Source organism: Micromonospora sp. NPDC048986 (genome assembly GCF_040649335.1).
Classification (GTDB): domain Bacteria; phylum Actinomycetota; class Actinomycetes; order Mycobacteriales; family Micromonosporaceae; genus Micromonospora; species Micromonospora alfalfae.
The window spans coordinates 491,218-506,380 of the sequence record NZ_JBEZFJ010000001.1 but is presented as its reverse complement, the minus strand read 5'-3'; the positions used below and the strand labels follow the sequence as shown (position 1 = coordinate 506,380).

Annotated in this window: 15 protein-coding genes; 8 read left to right on the top strand and 7 right to left on the bottom strand. The window is 71.3% G+C overall.

Going from position 1 to position 15,163, the window contains the following annotated elements:
• Positions 1-71: 71 nt before the first annotated feature.
• Positions 72-1,409: a C39 family peptidase gene (locus AB0B94_RS02315; RefSeq protein WP_357267513.1), complete on the bottom strand. Its 1,338-nt coding sequence runs from the start codon at positions 1,407-1,409 to the stop codon at positions 72-74.
• Positions 1,410-1,619: 210 nt separating this feature from the next.
• Here AB0B94_RS02315 and AB0B94_RS02310 point away from each other — a divergent pair, with 210 nt between their 5' ends.
• The 4 genes from AB0B94_RS02310 (at position 1,620) to AB0B94_RS02295 (ending at position 6,791) form a co-directional block, all read left to right on the top strand.
• A complete protein-coding gene (locus AB0B94_RS02310; protein ID WP_357267510.1) occupies positions 1,620-3,512 on the top strand; it encodes a M14 family metallopeptidase in 1,893 nt (630 codons plus the stop codon).
• Between the two features lie 366 nt (positions 3,513-3,878).
• A complete protein-coding gene (locus tag AB0B94_RS02305; RefSeq protein WP_357267507.1) occupies positions 3,879-4,808 on the top strand; it encodes an ABC transporter substrate-binding protein in 930 nt (309 codons plus the stop codon).
• Positions 4,809-4,962: 154 nt separating this feature from the next.
• Positions 4,963-5,991, top strand: coding sequence for an iron ABC transporter permease (locus tag AB0B94_RS02300; RefSeq protein WP_357267504.1), 1,029 nt, complete (start codon positions 4,963-4,965; stop codon positions 5,989-5,991).
• The gene (locus tag AB0B94_RS02295; RefSeq protein WP_357267502.1) at positions 5,988-6,791 is read left to right on the top strand and encodes an ABC transporter ATP-binding protein; all 804 of its coding nucleotides are present in this window, start codon (positions 5,988-5,990) and stop codon (positions 6,789-6,791) included. Before AB0B94_RS02300 ends, AB0B94_RS02295 begins: the two co-directional genes overlap by 4 nt.
• Before the next feature lie 16 nt (positions 6,792-6,807).
• On the opposite strand, the gene AB0B94_RS02290 is transcribed toward AB0B94_RS02295, so the two are convergent.
• The 5 genes from AB0B94_RS02290 to AB0B94_RS02270 all read right to left on the bottom strand — a co-directional run bounded on the left by AB0B94_RS02290 (position 6,808) and on the right by AB0B94_RS02270 (position 10,305).
• On the bottom strand, positions 6,808-7,572 hold the full coding sequence (locus AB0B94_RS02290; RefSeq protein ID WP_357267499.1) for a VOC family protein: 765 nt from the start codon (positions 7,570-7,572) through the stop codon (positions 6,808-6,810).
• A 94-nt stretch (positions 7,573-7,666) separates the two neighbouring features.
• Positions 7,667-8,404, bottom strand: a complete 738-nt coding sequence (locus tag AB0B94_RS02285; RefSeq protein ID WP_357267496.1) for an ABC transporter permease — start codon at positions 8,402-8,404, stop codon at positions 7,667-7,669.
• 10 nt (positions 8,405-8,414) lie between these two features.
• On the bottom strand, positions 8,415-9,356 hold the full coding sequence (locus tag AB0B94_RS02280) for an ABC transporter ATP-binding protein (protein WP_357267493.1): 942 nt from the start codon (positions 9,354-9,356) through the stop codon (positions 8,415-8,417).
• Positions 9,353-9,664 carry a transcriptional regulator gene (locus AB0B94_RS02275; RefSeq protein WP_357267490.1) on the bottom strand — a complete coding sequence of 104 codons (312 nt, stop codon included), beginning with the start codon at positions 9,662-9,664 and terminating at the stop codon, positions 9,353-9,355. Before AB0B94_RS02275 ends, AB0B94_RS02280 begins: the two co-directional genes overlap by 4 nt.
• Positions 9,661-10,305: a transporter gene (locus tag AB0B94_RS02270; protein WP_357267487.1), complete on the bottom strand. Its 645-nt coding sequence runs from the start codon at positions 10,303-10,305 to the stop codon at positions 9,661-9,663. The genes AB0B94_RS02275 and AB0B94_RS02270 overlap by 4 nt, the downstream gene beginning before the upstream one ends.
• Before the next feature lie 135 nt (positions 10,306-10,440).
• On the opposite strand from AB0B94_RS02270, the gene AB0B94_RS02265 reads away from it, so the two are divergent.
• Genes AB0B94_RS02265 through AB0B94_RS02250 form a run of 4 tightly spaced genes read left to right on the top strand, consistent with a single transcriptional unit; the run spans position 10,441 to position 12,724 of the window.
• The gene (locus tag AB0B94_RS02265; protein ID WP_357267484.1) at positions 10,441-10,836 is read left to right on the top strand and encodes a type VII secretion target; all 396 of its coding nucleotides are present in this window, start codon (positions 10,441-10,443) and stop codon (positions 10,834-10,836) included.
• Complete coding sequence (locus AB0B94_RS02260) at positions 10,833-11,759, top strand: WXG100 family type VII secretion target (RefSeq protein WP_238668723.1); 927 nt, start codon at positions 10,833-10,835, stop codon at positions 11,757-11,759. Before AB0B94_RS02265 ends, AB0B94_RS02260 begins: the two co-directional genes overlap by 4 nt.
• A gap of 9 nt (positions 11,760-11,768) precedes the next feature.
• Positions 11,769-12,113, top strand: a complete 345-nt coding sequence (locus AB0B94_RS02255) for a YbaB/EbfC family nucleoid-associated protein (protein WP_357267480.1) — start codon at positions 11,769-11,771, stop codon at positions 12,111-12,113.
• Positions 12,113-12,724 carry a hypothetical protein gene (locus tag AB0B94_RS02250; RefSeq protein ID WP_357267477.1) on the top strand — a complete coding sequence of 204 codons (612 nt, stop codon included), beginning with the start codon at positions 12,113-12,115 and terminating at the stop codon, positions 12,722-12,724. The genes AB0B94_RS02255 and AB0B94_RS02250 overlap by 1 nt, the downstream gene beginning before the upstream one ends.
• Here the strand turns inward: AB0B94_RS02250 and AB0B94_RS02245 are convergent.
• Positions 12,713-14,899, bottom strand: a complete 2,187-nt coding sequence (locus AB0B94_RS02245; RefSeq protein WP_357267474.1) for an AAA family ATPase — start codon at positions 14,897-14,899, stop codon at positions 12,713-12,715. The two genes, AB0B94_RS02250 and AB0B94_RS02245, sit on opposite strands and share 12 nt — an antisense overlap.
• Between the last annotated feature and the right edge of the window lie 264 nt (positions 14,900-15,163).

Genomic DNA, 15,163 nt, shown 5'->3' with positions numbered 1-15,163 from the left:
AACTTCATGATCAACCGCGCTGGGCCGGGGTGGGGCTGGGGCCGGGGCCGGGGCCGGGGCTGGGGGTGGGGCTACCAATTGGTGGAGCCGGGGACCTTGGGCCAGGGCTTGGCGGTGGGCTTGATCAGGTACGCGATGCCGCCGGAGCCGCCGGAAACACCACCGCTGGCGTTGGTGCGCTTGGTGCGCAGCCAGATCTGCTCGAACTGCTCACGCTTGTAGACGTTGCGCACCACGTCGTTGCTGGATGAGGCCGGGTCGTTGACGATCACGTCGCCGCCGGCGGTGAAGCCGACCACCACGAAGAGGTGCCCGGAGGTGCCGTAGTTCGCCCCGTCCAGCTCACTGGCGAGGAAGGACTGGCTGGTCACGACGGGAATGCCGGCGGCGATGAAGCGCTCCACCTCGTCCAGTGAGTGCAGCCGGGTCACCCGACCCTCCAGTCCGGGGAAGCTGGCCGCGTACGCGGTGTTGAAGGGCCAGTTGCCCGCGCCGTCGTACGTGTAGTCGTAGGTCATCCGGGCGGCGTGGTTGACGGTCGGGTCGGGGTAGGTCGGGTCCACCCAGGAGGTGTCGGCCGCCGACGGTTTGCGTCCCCAGTACTCGACCACCATCTCCGTCGAGGTGGGTGAGCACCACGCCTCGCCGCCGCCGTCGTACTCGGGGTAGTGCCCGGAGTGCACGTTCTGCGAGTAGCGCGGCACCGGCAGCTCCCGGCCCCAGGCGATGTGCCCGGCGCTCGGGGTCACTGTGAACCGGTCCGGCACCGTTGAGCTCATCGCGCCCAGCATCCGGACCACCGGGGCGGCGCTCTGCCCGGGTGCGCGGTAGAGGGTCAGCTTGAGCTGGTACGACCGCAGCAGCACCCCGGCGGTGGCGTCGTCGATGCTGAAGGTGTCGGTCCAGATCGTCGACCAGGGGTCGCCCTGCCGGTTGACGCTGGTCCGCTTGATGTCGGTGTCCCCGGACGCCCAGCGACCCAGGACGTACCACGGGGTCTGGTCGCCGCTGGTGTAGCTGCCCTGCATCTCCACCTGGATCCAGGTGCCGGCGGGGGTCTCCGCGTTCCAGGAGGCGATCAGCTCGGTGGCGTCGAACCCGATCCGGGTCACCGGCGAGGTCCAGGTGCCGTACTCCCAGGTGCGGGTGGCGCCGGTGTGCGGGTCCGCGTACTCGGTGGTGCCGGCCGGGCGGGCCAGTGTGATGCCCGCTCGGGCGCCGGGCACGACGCGGGTGCCGGCCCGGCTGCCCCGGTGCCAGTCGGCGGGCCCGGACCAGTCCTGGTAGGTGATCTGCTCGTCGTGGGCGGGGGCGGGCGGGTGGGCCGCCAGCGCGGGCGCGGCGCTGGTGAGCAGGGCGAGCGTGGTGACGCCGGCGAGGGCGGCCGCGCGCAGGCGGGATCTGGCCATTGGTGCTCCGCGGTGTCGAGGGGGCATCGTCGCTGGTCAGTTTTCCGCTTGGAGGGAAGTTTCGCCAGATGTTGATAGGTGGAAAATCATTGCCGCCATGATGATCCGCCTGGGATGGCCAACGCAGCGATCAATATTGATATGACCATGTGACAGGTGGTGAAGTGTCCTTCACCGAGCGGGATCTCCCGCCCATCGAGGAGGTAGTCAATGGCCCTCCGCACGCCCACCCCCCTCCGCCGTGTCCTGGTGCTCGCCGTCGTCACCGGGCTGGGCATCGTCACCGTCGCCGCCGGCCCGGTCACCGCCGGCCCGGTCACCGCCCGACCGGCACCGGACCGCACCGCTGAGCAGGTCGCCGCCGGCTACCGGGTGCTCGGGCCCCGGACCCTCGCCGACCGCAACGCGGTGGCCCGCACCGGAGCCGCCATCGACTACTCCGAACACGGCGTGCTGCACATCTCGGCCACCGCCGCCGAGGCCGCCGCGATCGGCAAGCTCGGCTTCCGGCTGGAACCGCTCGCCCCGCCGCCCAACGCCGAGCGCGGCGCCGGCGACTTCGGCGCGCTGGCCTTCCCGCCGGCCGACTCGAACTACCACGACTACGCGGAACTGACAGCCGTCGTGAACCAGGTCGTCGCGGACCATCCGGCGATCGCGCGCAAGATCAGCATCGGTTCGTCGTACGAGGGCCGCGACCTGATGGCGGTGAAGATCTCCGACAACGTCGGCACCGACGAGAACGAGCCGGAGATCCTGTTCAACTCCCAGCAGCACGCCCGCGAGCACCTGACCGTCGAGATGGCGATCTACCTGCTCAACCTCTTCACCGACAGCTACGGCAGCGACTCCCGGATCACCAACATCGTCAACGGCCGGGAGCTCTGGATCGTGCCGACCGTCAACCCGGACGGCAGCGAGTACGACATCGCCACCGGGTCGTACCGGTCCTGGCGCAAGAACCGGCAACCCAACAGTGGCTCGTCCAACGTCGGCACCGACCTGAACCGCAACTGGTCCTACAACTGGGGATGCTGCGGCGGCTCGTCCGGCAGCACCTCGTCGGAGACCTACCGGGGGCCGTCGGCGTTCTCCGCGCCCGAGACGCAGGCGCTGCGCAACTTCGTCAACGGCCGGGTGGTCGGCGGTGTGCAGCAGATCAAGGCGAACATCGACTTCCACACGTACTCGCAGCTGGTGCTCTGGCCCTACGGCTACACCACGGCGAACACCGCGACCGGGATGAACGCGGACCAGTACAACACCTTCGCCACCATCGGTCAGCAGATGGCGGCCACCAACGGCTACACGCCGGAACAGTCCAGCGATCTCTACATCACCGACGGAGACAGCCTCGACTGGATGTGGGCCACCCACAACATCTGGGCGTACACGTTCGAGATGTACCCGGGCTCGTCCGGTGGCGGCGGCTTTTACCCGCCCGACGAGGTGATCCCGGCGCAGACCTCGCGTAACCGCGAGGCGGTGCTGATCCTCAGCGAGTACGCCGACTGCCCGTACCGGGCCATCGGCAAGCAGTCGCAGTACTGCGGCGGGGGTGGCGGCACCACCGTCTGGTCGGACACCTTCGAGACCGCCACCGGCTGGACCATCAACCCGGCCGGCACCGACACCGCCACGGCTGGTGCGTTCGAGCGGGGCGCCGCCCAGGCGACCACGTCCTCCGGGGCCAAGCAGCTCACCCCGTACGCCGGGTCCAACGACCTGGTCACCGGCCGGCTGGCCGGCTCGGCGGCCGGTGACTACGACCTGGACGGCGGCGTGACCAGCGCCCGGTCACCGGCGGTGACCCTGCCCTCCTCCGGCACGCTGACCCTCTCGCTCGCCTGGTACCTGGCGCACGGCTCGAACGCCTCGTCGGCGGACTACCTGCGGGTGAGCGTGGTGCACAACGGCGGCACCACAGCGCTGCTCACCCAGGCCGGCGCGGCCAGCAACCGCAACGGGAGTTGGGCGGTCGCCAACCTCAACCTCACCCCGTACGCGGGCCAGTCGGTCCGCGTGCTCGTCGAGGCGGCGGACGCGTCCGGAGCCAGCCTCGTGGAGGCGGCTGTGGACAACGTCACCATCACGTCCTCCTGATCGGGTGGGGCCCCGTCCCGCCCCGGCGGGGCCCCACCACCCGCTCGGAAACCTCTGGATCTCGGACATAAGCCTCCCCGCCCGGTGTGGTGCGGGTGTCCGAGGTATCGACGGCCACCGACCGGCCCTTGATCGATCCGGCATCTCCTGGCGGTGCGCTACCGTCTTAGCGACCAGTCCGCAGCGAAGCCGGTGCTCATCCCGGCGCTGTCCCGCAACTGTGATGCCCCACCGCCCGGTGGGGACGAGCCAGGTCGCCTACGGATCGGTCGCGAAACGCGCTCTCGAGGAAGGGCGCCTCGTGGGCGGGCGTACGAAAGTCCCTGTCGGCGAAGCACCACACTCCTCGACCGACAGGAGGCCCCCATGAACAGACGTACCCCTCGGCTCTTCGCGGCGACACTCGCGGTCACCGCGCTCGCCCTCGGCGCCTGCGCCGACAAGGCCGACGACCAGCCGAGCGCCGGCACCGCAGCCGCCGCCTACCCGGTCACCGTCGGCGCGCTCACCCTCGACAAGCGCCCCGAGAAGATCGTCGTGCTGTCGCCCTCCGCCACCGAGATGCTCTTCGCGATCGGTGCCGGTCCGCAGGTGACAGCCGTCGACGACCAGTCGAACTACCCGGCCGACGTGCCCAAGACCGACCTCTCCGCCTTCCAGCCGAACGCCGAGGCGATCGCCGGTAGGAACCCTGACCTCGTGGTGCTCTCCGACGACCGCAACAAGATCGTCGAGCAGCTCGGCAAGCTGAAGATCCCGGTGTACCAGACCCCGGCGGCGACCACGCTCGACGACTCGTACCGGCAGATCACCGAGCTGGGCACGCTGACCGGGCACGCCGACCAGGCCACCGACGTCGCCACCCGGATGAAGGACGACATCGCCAAGCTGGTCAAGGACCTGCCGCAACGCACCGAGAAGCTCACCTACTTCCACGAGCTGGGCCCTGAGCTGTACAGCGCCACCAGCAAGACCTTCATCGGCTCGCTCTACAGCCAGGCCGGCCTGACGAACATCGCCGACCCGGCCGACGCGGACGGCAAGAACTTCGGCTACCCGCAGCTGTCCCAGGAGTTCATCGTCAAGGCCGACCCGGACTTCGTCTTCCTGGCCGATGCCAAGTGCTGCCAGCAGAGCGCCGACACGGTCAAGGCACGCAGTGGCTGGGCCGGCCTCACCGCGGTGAAGAACAACCAGGTCGTCGCCCTCAACGACGACATCGCCTCCCGCTGGGGCCCACGGGTCGTGGACCTGCTCCGGGTCATCATCGACGCGGTCGCCAAGGTGCCCGCATGACCGTCGCCAGTCAGTGACCGGGTCGCGACAGGTGTCCGATCCGGCACCAACCGGTCGATTGGCCGAGCCGCCGCCGACAGCCCCGCGGGCCGAGCCACGTTCCGGGGCCCGGCCCGCCGGGCTGCCGTCCGGGTCCCGGCCCGCCGGGCTGCGCATGCGGTGGTTGGTCGCGGGGTTGGTCGCGGTGCTCGTCGCGCTCGTCGTCGGGGTGTCGCTCGGCCCGGTGAGCCTGCCCCCGGGCAGCGTCGCCGCCGAGCTGCTCAACCTGTTTCCGGGGGTGCACCTCGACAGTGGGCTGACCGAGCGGGAGATCGCGATCGTCACCGAGCTGCGCCTGCCCCGGGTGGTGCTGGGTCTGCTCGTCGGCGGTCTGCTCGCCCTCGCCGGCGGTTGCTACCAGGGTGTGTTCCGCAACCCGCTGGCCGACCCGTACCTGCTCGGTGTGGCCGCCGGCGCCGGCCTCGCGGTCACCGCGGCGATCGCCCTCGGCGGCGCCGGCCGGCAGGGCACGCTCTCCGGGTTGCCGATGACCATTCCGCTGGCCGCGTTCGCCGGTTCGCTGCTCGCCGTCACGATGACCTACGTGCTCGGCGCGGCCGGGGGGCGACGCGGGTCACCGGCCATGCTGATCCTGGCCGGGGTGGCGGTCTCCGCGTTCCTCTCCGCCGGGCAGACGTACCTTCTGCAACGACACGCCGACACCATCCAGCCGGTCTACTCCTGGTTGCTCGGCCGGCTGGCCACCGCCGGTTGGCACGACGTGCTGCTGGTGCTGCCGTACGCCGTGCTCACCACAGTGGTGGTGCTGCTGCACCGCCGCGAGCTGGACGTCCTCGCGGTCGGCGACGACGAGGCGAGAAGTCTGGGCCTGCACCCGCAGCGCACCCGGTACCTGTTGATCGCCGCCGCCTCGCTGGGCACCGCGGCGGCGGTCTCCGCTACCGGCCTGATCGGTTTCGTCGGCATCATCGTGCCGCACACCGTCCGGCTGCTCGCCGGGTCCAGCTACCGGGTGATCCTGCCGATGTCACTGCTGTTCGGCGGCGCGTTCCTGGCGCTGACCGATGTGGTGGCCCGCACCGTCGCCGCTCCGTCCGAGCTGCCGATCGGAGTGGTGACCGCCCTGCTGGGCGGCCCGTTCTTCGTCCTCGTGCTGCGGACCGCCCGGCGAGTGCTCACGTGAGCCGCGAACCCGCCGTCGGCGCGGCGGCCGTCGAGGTGCGCGGGCTGCACGTAGCCCTCGGTGGCACGCCGATCCTGACCGGCGTCGACCTCACCGTCGCCGTCGGCGAATGGGTCACCGTGATCGGCCCGAACGGCGCCGGCAAATCCACACTGTTGCGCGCCGTCGGCGGCCTGCTGCCCGCGCCGAGGGCGATCACCCTCTTCGGTACGCCGAGTGCCGCGCTGCGCCGTCGGGACCGCGCCCGAATAGTGGCCACTGTGGCACAGTCGCCGGTGGTGCCGCCCGGCATGTCGGTGCTGGACTACGTGCTGCTCGGCCGCACCCCGTACATCCCGACCCTGGGCCGGGAGTCGACCGCCGACGTCGACGCCGTGCACGAGGTGCTGGGGCAGTTGGACCTCGCCGGCTTCCACCGTCGCGAACTGGCCACCCTCTCCGGCGGCGAACGGCAGCGGGTGTTCCTCGCCCGCGCGCTCGCCCAGGGCGCGACGCTGCTGCTGCTCGACGAGCCGACCAGCGCGCTCGACATCGGTCACCAGCAGGACGTGCTCGAAGTCGTCGACCAGCTACGCCGGGAGCACGGCCTCACCGTCCTGGCCACCATGCACGACCTCTCCCTGGCCGGTGAGTACGCCGACCGGATGGTGATGCTCGCCGCCGGTCAGGTGGTGGCCGCCGGAACTCCGTCCGAGGTGTTGACCGAGGACCTGCTCGCCACCCACTACCGGGCCAGCGTCAGGGTGGTCCCCGGGGCCCACGGCCCTTTGGTGGTCCCCGTCCGCCCCACCCGCCCCTGAGCACACAGGCGCTGGGTCAGGGGCCCAGGTCGATGACGGAGAAGAGGGCGCCCTGGGGGTCGCGCAGGGCGGCGAAGCGGCCCGCCGGGATGTCGCGGGGCGGGACCAGGATCGTTCCGCCCAGCTCGGAGGCGCGGGCCGCGGCGGCGTCCGCGTCGGCCACCGCGAAGTACACCGTCCAGTACGCGGGCAGGTCGGCCGGGAAGTCGTCGGCCAGCGGCGGCATCATCCCGGCGACGATCTGCGTGCCGAGCCGCCACCCGGTGTACGTCATCGCGCCCACCGCCTGGTCGTCGGGCTGCCAGCCGAACACCAGCTCGTAGAAGACCTTCGCGCCCTCGGGGTCGGGGGTGACCAGCTCGTTCCAGCTCATCGCGCCCGGTGTGTTGAACACCTCGGCGCCGGCCATGGCCAGCGGCTGCCAGACGCTGAACGTGGCGCCGGCCGGGTCGGCGAAGACCGCCATCCAACCCCTGTCGAAGACCTCGAACGGGGGTACGACGACCTGCCCGCCGGCCCGTTCGACCCGGCCGGCGACCAGTTCGGCGTCGTCGGTGGCGAGGTACGTCGACCAGATCGGGACCTGGTCCGGGATCGCTGGCGGGCCGGCGCCGGCCACCGGCTTGCCGTCGAGCAGGAAGACCGTGTAGCCGCCCGCCTCGGGCTCCGGGGTGACCTGGCCGGTCCATCCGAACAGTTCCGGGTAGAAGCGCCGCGCGTCGGTCAGGTCCGGGGTGGCCAGGTCGGCCCAGCAGGGCGTACCCGGCGGGACGGTGCTCACGTCAAGACCCCTCTCGGCCCGGGCGGCCACGGCGGCCCCCTGCCGGAATCCTGGCACCGTCCCGCCGCGGCTCGGGGCGGAAACGGACGAATCGTCAGCTGAACCGGCGACCCTCGTCCCGCCGGTACGCCCAACCGGCGAGCGCGGCGAGCAGCACCACCCAGACACCGAGCATGATCATTGCCATCGGCGCCACGTCGTAGTCGGCCACCGCCGCCCACATCAGCTCGGCAGCGCCCCGGGTGGGCAGGTACGGCGCGATCGTCTCGATGAACCCGGGCGCGTCGCCCGGCGCGGAGAGCAGGCCGCCGCCGAACGCCAGCGGCAGGAAGATCAGCTGCGCCACCACGATCGCCGCCTTGCTCGGCAGCAGGTAGCCGATGGCGAGCCCCATCAGCGTGAACGGCACCGAAATGACTGCCACGGTGCAGAGAGCCAACAGGAACGCCGCCGGGGTGACCTGGGCCGCGGTCAGCGTCGCGCCGATCACCACGACCGGGATCAGCGAGAGGTAGGTCAGCGCCAGGCCGGCCAGCACCCGACCGGCGAACCGCGGCGCCGGCCCGGTCGGCAGGGTCCGGGTGTACGGGTTCCAGGGCTGGTCGCGGTCCTCGGCGACACCGACGCCGTACTGGAAGATGTTGGCGCTCATCACCGAGAAGGTGACCATCGACGCGGTGGCGTAGGTGGCACCGACCGGATCGTCACCGGCGAACGGCACCACGAAGAAGATCATGGAGGCGGCGGGAAAGAAGGCGCTGCCGAAGACGGCCACCGGGATCCGGATGATCTCCAGGAGTTGGTAGCGGGCGTGGACCAGGGCGAGCTGCACTGTCGCCTCCTCAGACTGTGGTGGGTCGGCCGCCGGCAGCGGCGGTGGTGGGTCGGCCGGTGCCGGCGGGCACGTCTGCGCTGGACGCGTCCGCGCTGGTGATGGCGAGGAACGCCTCCTCCAGCGAGGTCGGCCGTACCTCCAGGTCGGTGAACGGGGCCCGGGCCGTGACCAGCGCTCGGACCAGCTCGTCGGCGTCGGTGGTGAGCAGGTGCAACCGACCGTCGACCCGTTCGGTGCGAACCACTCCGGGCAGGTCCGGCAGGTCGTCGGCGACCAGGCTGACCCGGCGTACGCCCACGATGCCGCGCACCGCGTCCACTGTGTCGTCGGCGAGCACCCGGCCCTGCCCGATGACCACCACCCGGTGGGCGAGCGCCTCCACCTCCTCCAGGTAGTGGCTGCTCAACAGCACTGTGCCGCCGTCGTCGTGGAACGCCCGGATCGCGTCCCACAGGGTGTGCCGGGCGGCCACGTCCAGGCCCGTGGTTGGTTCGTCGAGCAGCACCAGGCGGGGTCGGCCGACGAACGCCAACGCCACCGCCAACCGGCGGCGTTGCCCGCCGGAGAGCCCACCGGTCTGCCGTCGGGCCAGGTCGGCGAGGCCGAAGCGGTCGAGCAGCTCCGCCCGGGGCACCGGGTCGGGGTAGTGCGCGGAGACGAAGTCGACGACCTCGCCGACGCGCAGCGTGCTGGGTGGGCCGGTCTCCTGCATCGTGACCCCGATGTGTCGCCGGCTCGCCGCGTCGCGGGGGTCTGCGCCGAACAGCTCGACCCGCCCCGAGCTGGGGCGGCGCAGACCCACGAGCAGTTTCATCAGGGTGCTCTTGCCGGCGCCGTTCGGCCCGAGCAGACCGACCAGTTCACCGGCCCGGACCTCCAGGTCGACACGGTCGAGGGCGAGGACGTCGCCGTACCGGCGGCTGGCCTGTTCGGCGCGGGCGAGGGTCATGGCTGCTCCTTCGACTGGGTGGGGTCGAGCAGGGCGCGGATCGATTCGGTGTACTCCTCGAACGCCAGCCGACCTCGGCGGCTGAGCCCGACCAGGGTCGCCGGGGTGCGTCCACGATGGGTCTTGCTGATCTCCACATAGCCGGCGTCCTCGAGCTTGCGCAGGTGCACCGAGAGGTTGCCGGCGGTCATCGCGAGCAGCTCCTGTAGGCGGGGGAACGCGATCTTGTCGCCGACGTTGAGAGCGGAGAGGCTGGCCACCACCCGCAGCCGGGCCTGCGCGTGGATGACCGGATCCAGCTCGGTCACGGCTGCTGTCGCTGTCGCTGTCGCCGCCGGGCGAGCGCGCCGGCCACCAGCATTCCGCCGCCGCCGGCCACCGCCACGACGAGCGGGTGCCAGCCCGGCCCGGCGATCGCCCCGATCACGTTGATCACGCTGATCCAGACGCCCAGCCGGAACAGGTCCTGGTCCAACCAGACCGCCCCGCCCGCCATGTGCAGCGCGCCGGTCAGCCCGACGGCGGTCGCCGACCAGAGCAGCGCCGCCAGGTCGTGCGGCAGGTGCTCGGAGATCCGGCCCAGCCCCGCGTAGACGCTCACCGAGCCGAGGGCCCAGGCGTACCCGTACCAGCGTCCACGCTGGGCGGACTCGCCGGTCACCTGGCCGTAGGCCCGTACGCTGACCACCGCCTGGATCGCCCCGGCGCTGGCGAGCAGGACGAAGAGGACTGTCAGCGGCAGCCAGCTCGGCAGTGGGACCAGCGCCCGATCACCGGGGGAGAACCGCAGGAAGAACAGCCCGAAACCGACCAGCCAGGCGACACCCCATGGCCAGTAGAGCAGGCGGGCGTCGGGGTCGAGTCGGCGTGCCGTCGCCGACCGTTGGTGCTGGATCAGCCGCAGCGCCGCCGCGGCGTCGGTGGGTGGTGAATCATCGTCGAGGTCCACGCAAACTACTTTACGATACAAAGTCGAGCTGGGTGACCCCGTCATCACCCGCCGGGACCCCCGATCGCGGCGAGCAGTGCCTATGGTGGGGAGTCGCGGCGACTGATCCGTCGCACAGCCCACAGGGGAGGGTCCGTGTCAAGCCCGAGCAATGAGCTGGAGGTCCAGCCGGAGGCCCTGACGGCGTTCGCCGCGGGGTCCAAGGATCGGGCGGCCCGCTTTCGCGAGCTGCACCGCGCCTTCGGCGACGGCCACGTGCCCCGGCACGCCTTCGGAGTGATGCCGGCGTCCTTCAACCTCGCGGCGACGTACGCCGAGCAGTTCGAGGCGTGCCTTCAGGGGCTCGCCGACGGTGCCGAGATGATGGCGGACATCGCCGAAGGGCTCACCGACACCGCCGCCGCCTACACCGGCACCGACGCGGCGAACACCGACCTGTTCGTGCCCGGCCGCCCGCCCGCTCCCGACGTCATCGCGCCCGGCCCCTGGTCCGGTGGCACCGCCACCCCGAACGGTCCGGTGCCGGCGTGAGCACCGAGGCGTTGCAGCGCAACAAGACCTACTTCGAGCAGATCGTCTCGGGCACGCCCGAACCCTTCAAGCCGCTCTCCAACGCGGTGCTCTGGCCGTTCGAGCAACTGCTCGAGCTGGTCGCTGGCGAACCGGACGACCTGATGCGGGCCGCGCAGCTCTGCCTGGACACCGGCGCGGCGGTGCGGGAGATCGCCGGTGACCAGATCGCCGACCGGGCCCGGTTGCGCGGCGCCTGGACTGGCGACGCCGCCGACAGCTTCCATGCCTCCATGGAATCGGTGGAGGCGGCGATCGAGGAGCTGGCCCAGGGGCTCGACGGCACCAAGGAGGTGCTGGTCGAGGCGGCGAACGCGGCGGTGGACGCGTTCAACCTACTGGTCGAGCTGATCCTCGAGTTCCTGCTCTGGTTCCTCACCGAGGTGATCATCGCGGCGGTGGCCGCGGCGCTGAGCGCCGGCGTCTCGCTGGCCGCCACCGTGGTCCGGGTGCTGGCCCGGCTGGCCACCACAGTGGGTCGGATGGTCAAGATCGTCGCCCGGTTCGCCGAGGTGCTCACCCGCCTCGCCGCCCGGCTGGGCAAGGTCGCCGGGCAGCTTCGCAAGTACGCGGACACCGTCATGGAGCTCAAGCAGCGCAAGAAGCAGTACAAGCTGCTCAGCAAAGGCGGCTGGACGGCCGAGGGGCGCGCCTTCCAGGTCGAGAAGCTCAAGACCCTGTTTCCCGGCAAGTTCGTCATCAATCAGGTCTCGCCGGTCAACATCCCCGGCTTTGGCGGCGCTCTGCTGGACACCGGCGTGGGCCTGCACGACATCTCCGACGGGCACAAGGACCGCAACTACCTGGTGGACGGCACGTACAGCGAGGACCTGGGCCCGTACACAGCGGGTGTGCAGAATGTCTTCGACTCCATCGTGAACTGAGAGGCAGCCATGACCTTCCCCGCCCTGGACCGCATCGAGGCGCTGGCCCGCAACCTGGACGGATGGCAGCGGCAACTCGCCGACCGGATGGCGGAGCTGGAGCAGACCAGCGCCGAGGGTGTCAGCGACTCCGGCCTGGTGCGGGTCACCGCCGCCGCCGACGGCAAGATCGTCTCCACGGAGCTGAACGCACGGGCGATGCGACTGGATTCGTACAGCCTGGCCGAGGAGTTCACCGCAGCCGCCAACCGGGCGCAGGAGGCCGCTGCGGCCCAGGTCCGGGAGTTGGTCGGTGAGGTCATCGGCACGCCGGGCGCCGGTCCGCGCCAGCCCGGCGACCACGAGGGGCGCTGATGACCGCCGACGAGAGCCAGGCACGGTACGTCGAGGGGATCACCCGACTGCTGGCGGCCGACGAGCGGGTGCGCGCGGTGGCCCAGGTTCGAGCGGGCGGCGGGCTGACCCCGGCGCCGCCCTCCCAGCCGTCGACCCCAACCGCCACCGGTGGGCCGGGCTTCCTTGGTGTCCTGCTCAACGTGCTGTCACCGAACATCACCTTCGGCCGGGCCGACAACGCCGTCGACTGGCTCTTCTTCGGTGTCGGCGGTCGAGGCGAACCGGATTCCCAGGCATCGGTCCTGCACCAGGCCCTGACCGTGGCAGCGAAGGGCCCCGGCCTCCGAAACCTCGTACTGGGGGTCACCGACCAGCGGCTGCTGCTCGGCGCGACAGCACCCGTCGGGCTGCTCTCCAACTCGGCGGCAGACGAACGGGCGCAGGCCGACATCGAACTGCTCGGGTCAGTCCCGCGCGCCACCGTCGCCGCCAGGGTCGGCAGGTACCGGTTGAACTGGAAGCGGCTGCGGATCGACTTCGCCGACGGGTCGTGGCTGTCGTTCCACGTGCCGCTGGCCGACTCCAGCCGCCCGCTGCGGGAGGTCGCGGCGGCAGTGTCAGCCGGCTGACCCGCCGACGAGCGGCGCGGGCAGCGGCGCAACGTGCAGCACCGCCAGCCGGGACACCGCCCGGGTGAGCACCACGTACAACCGGTGCAGCCCGCGCGGCTCGGCCGCGACGATCGCGGCCGGCTCGACCACCACCACATGGTCGTACTCAAGGCCCTTCACCAGCGTCGCCGGCACCACTGTGACCCGCTCCGCGGCCGCCACGTCGTCGGCTGTCGCGGTCTGCACACCGGCCGCGGCCAACGCCGCGCGCAGGCCGTCGACCGTGTCGTCAGCGGCGATCACACCGACCGAGCCGTCGTGGCCGAGCGCCGCGCGCACCTCGGCCACCGTCGCCGAGGTCAGGTCGGTCACCGTACGCACGTCCAGGCCGCCGTCATGGCGCAGCGACTCGGCCGGCGGTACGTCCACCGCGAGCGCCGGGAGCAGCAGGTTCGCGAACGCGACGACTACGGCGGGCACCCGGAAACCGATCGTCAACGGCACCACCACCGCGTCCGGCTTGCCCAGGTGGGCGAGGGATTCCCTCCAGTCCGTCGCCGCCCACGGCGCGGTGCCCTGGGCCAGGTCACCGAGGAGCGTGACCGAGCCGTGCTCACTGCGCCGGGCGATGGCCCGACACTGCATCGGGGAGAGGTCCTGCGCCTCGTCCACCACCACGTGCCCGAACCCGGAGAGCCGTTCCAACAGCCCGGTCGCCTCGTCGATCAGCACCGCGTCGGCAGCTGTCCAACGGGTCGCCTTCGGCGTACGGGCCGGCTTCGCCCAGACCAACTGCGCCTGCTCGACATCGCTGAGCAGCCCGTCCGCCGCTGCGGCGAGCCGGTCCGGATCGGAGAACAGGCTGTGCACCAGCCCCTCCGGAGTGAGCGCCGGCCAGACCGCGTCCAGGAAGTCGAGCACCGGCCGGCAGCGGCTCATCCGGCGCAGCCAGGCATCGCTGGGCGACTCCGCACGCCGCGCCTCGGCCTGCCGTTGCAGCAGACTCACCACCCGCGCCTGGACACGTTCCCGACCCGTGCCGTACGGCAGCCCCTCCCGGCGGGTCTCCTCGACGATCCGGTGCAACGGCTCCACCCCGATCCGCCAGCGGAACGAACCGTCCGACACGGTGATCGACTCGGTAGGGGTGCCGATCTGCGCCTGCACCGCGTGCCGCAACACGCTCGCCATCCGTACGTCGTGTTTGAGCGCGGCCACCGCCGGCGCCTCAACCGCCCGGACCGACACCCGGGTGATCAGCTCTTCCACAGTGGCCTGCTCGACCTCGACCTCACCGAGCGCCGGCAGCACCGCCGCGATGTACGACAGGAACGCCCGGTTCGGCCCGACGATCAGCACACCCGCCCGCCGCAACCGCTCCCGATGCAGGTAGAGCAGGTACGCCGCCCGGTGCAGACCCACCGCGGTCTTCCCCGTACCCGGCGCGCCCTGCACACAGATCGAGTCGGCGAGGTCAGCCCGGACCAGCTCGTCCTGCTCCGGCTGGATCGTCGCGACGATGTCGCGCATCGGCCCGACGCGTGGACGCTCGATCTCGGCGGTGAGGATCCGACTGGTCGTACCGAGTTCCTCGCCCCGATCCAACCGCTCATCCTCGAAGCTGGTCAGCACACCATTGCTGAACCCGAACCGCCGCCGAACCGCCACCCCCTGCGGATCCCGCACGCTGGCCCGGTAGAACGAGCGGGAGACTGGTGCTCGCCAGTCCAGCACCAACGGCTCGCCACGCTCATCAGTGACATGCCGCCGCCCCACGTGATACCGCCGACCGTGATGATCGCCGCTGGTGTCGGGCGCGGTCGGGTCGCTGGCGGGCCTGCTCGCAGTGGTCCCGTCGCCCCTGGTCCTGTTGTCTGTGGTCCTGCCCTCGACGGTGCTGTTGTCGGTGGTGCTGTTGTTTGGGGCGCCGCCGAAGTCGAGGCGGCCGAAGAAGAGCGGGGTGGTCGGGTCGTCGGCCAGCTCGGCGACCCGGCGGGCCAGGGTGCGGCCGAGCGTCTCGGCCGCGTACGCGTCGCCGGCCACCTGGTCACCGGTGGCGAAGAGCGACTCGGCCCGCTCCCGCATCCGAGCCAGCGCCGCCCGCGAGGTGGTGAGGTGTGCCCGTTCGGCGGCCAGGTCCGCGTCGAGGTCGGTGTCGGTGCTGAGCTGGGTGTCGAGGTCAAGTGCGGGCATGCTGACGTCCCATCGTTCACATCTGCTGCGCGCTCGCGTGTCCGGGGGGCGGATGGCCGGCCGCCCGGCGCGAAGACGTCCGTTCCGGTGCAGCTCACCTCGGCCGTCAAGCGGGCTGCAACCCTACGCCCCCCAACCCGACGTATCCAGCGAATTACCGACGCGACCACCTGTTCGAGACGGCGTGTTGCCTGGCCGGCTTTCGCTGGGCGATCACGCGCCGTGCCTTTTCCCTGCCGTGAGCGCCGAGTCGATCACCGGGAG

Bases quoted from the DNA above. Each gene is read 5' to 3' on its own strand.
- AB0B94_RS02315 (WP_357267513.1), bottom strand. From the start codon at position 1,409: ATGGCCAGATCCCGCCTGCGCGCGGCCGCCCTCGCCGGCGTCACCACG.
- AB0B94_RS02310 (WP_357267510.1), top strand. From the start codon at position 1,620: ATGGCCCTCCGCACGCCCACCCCCCTCCGCCGTGTCCTGGTGCTCGCC.
- AB0B94_RS02305 (WP_357267507.1), top strand. From the start codon at position 3,879: ATGAACAGACGTACCCCTCGGCTCTTCGCGGCGACACTCGCGGTCACC.
- AB0B94_RS02300 (WP_357267504.1), top strand. From the start codon at position 4,963: ATGCGGTGGTTGGTCGCGGGGTTGGTCGCGGTGCTCGTCGCGCTCGTC.
- AB0B94_RS02280 (WP_357267493.1), bottom strand. From the start codon at position 9,356: ATGACCCTCGCCCGCGCCGAACAGGCCAGCCGCCGGTACGGCGACGTC.
- AB0B94_RS02255 (WP_357267480.1), top strand. From the start codon at position 11,769: ATGACCTTCCCCGCCCTGGACCGCATCGAGGCGCTGGCCCGCAACCTG.
- AB0B94_RS02250 (WP_357267477.1), top strand. From the start codon at position 12,113: ATGACCGCCGACGAGAGCCAGGCACGGTACGTCGAGGGGATCACCCGA.
- AB0B94_RS02245 (WP_357267474.1), bottom strand. From the start codon at position 14,899: ATGCCCGCACTTGACCTCGACACCCAGCTCAGCACCGACACCGACCTC.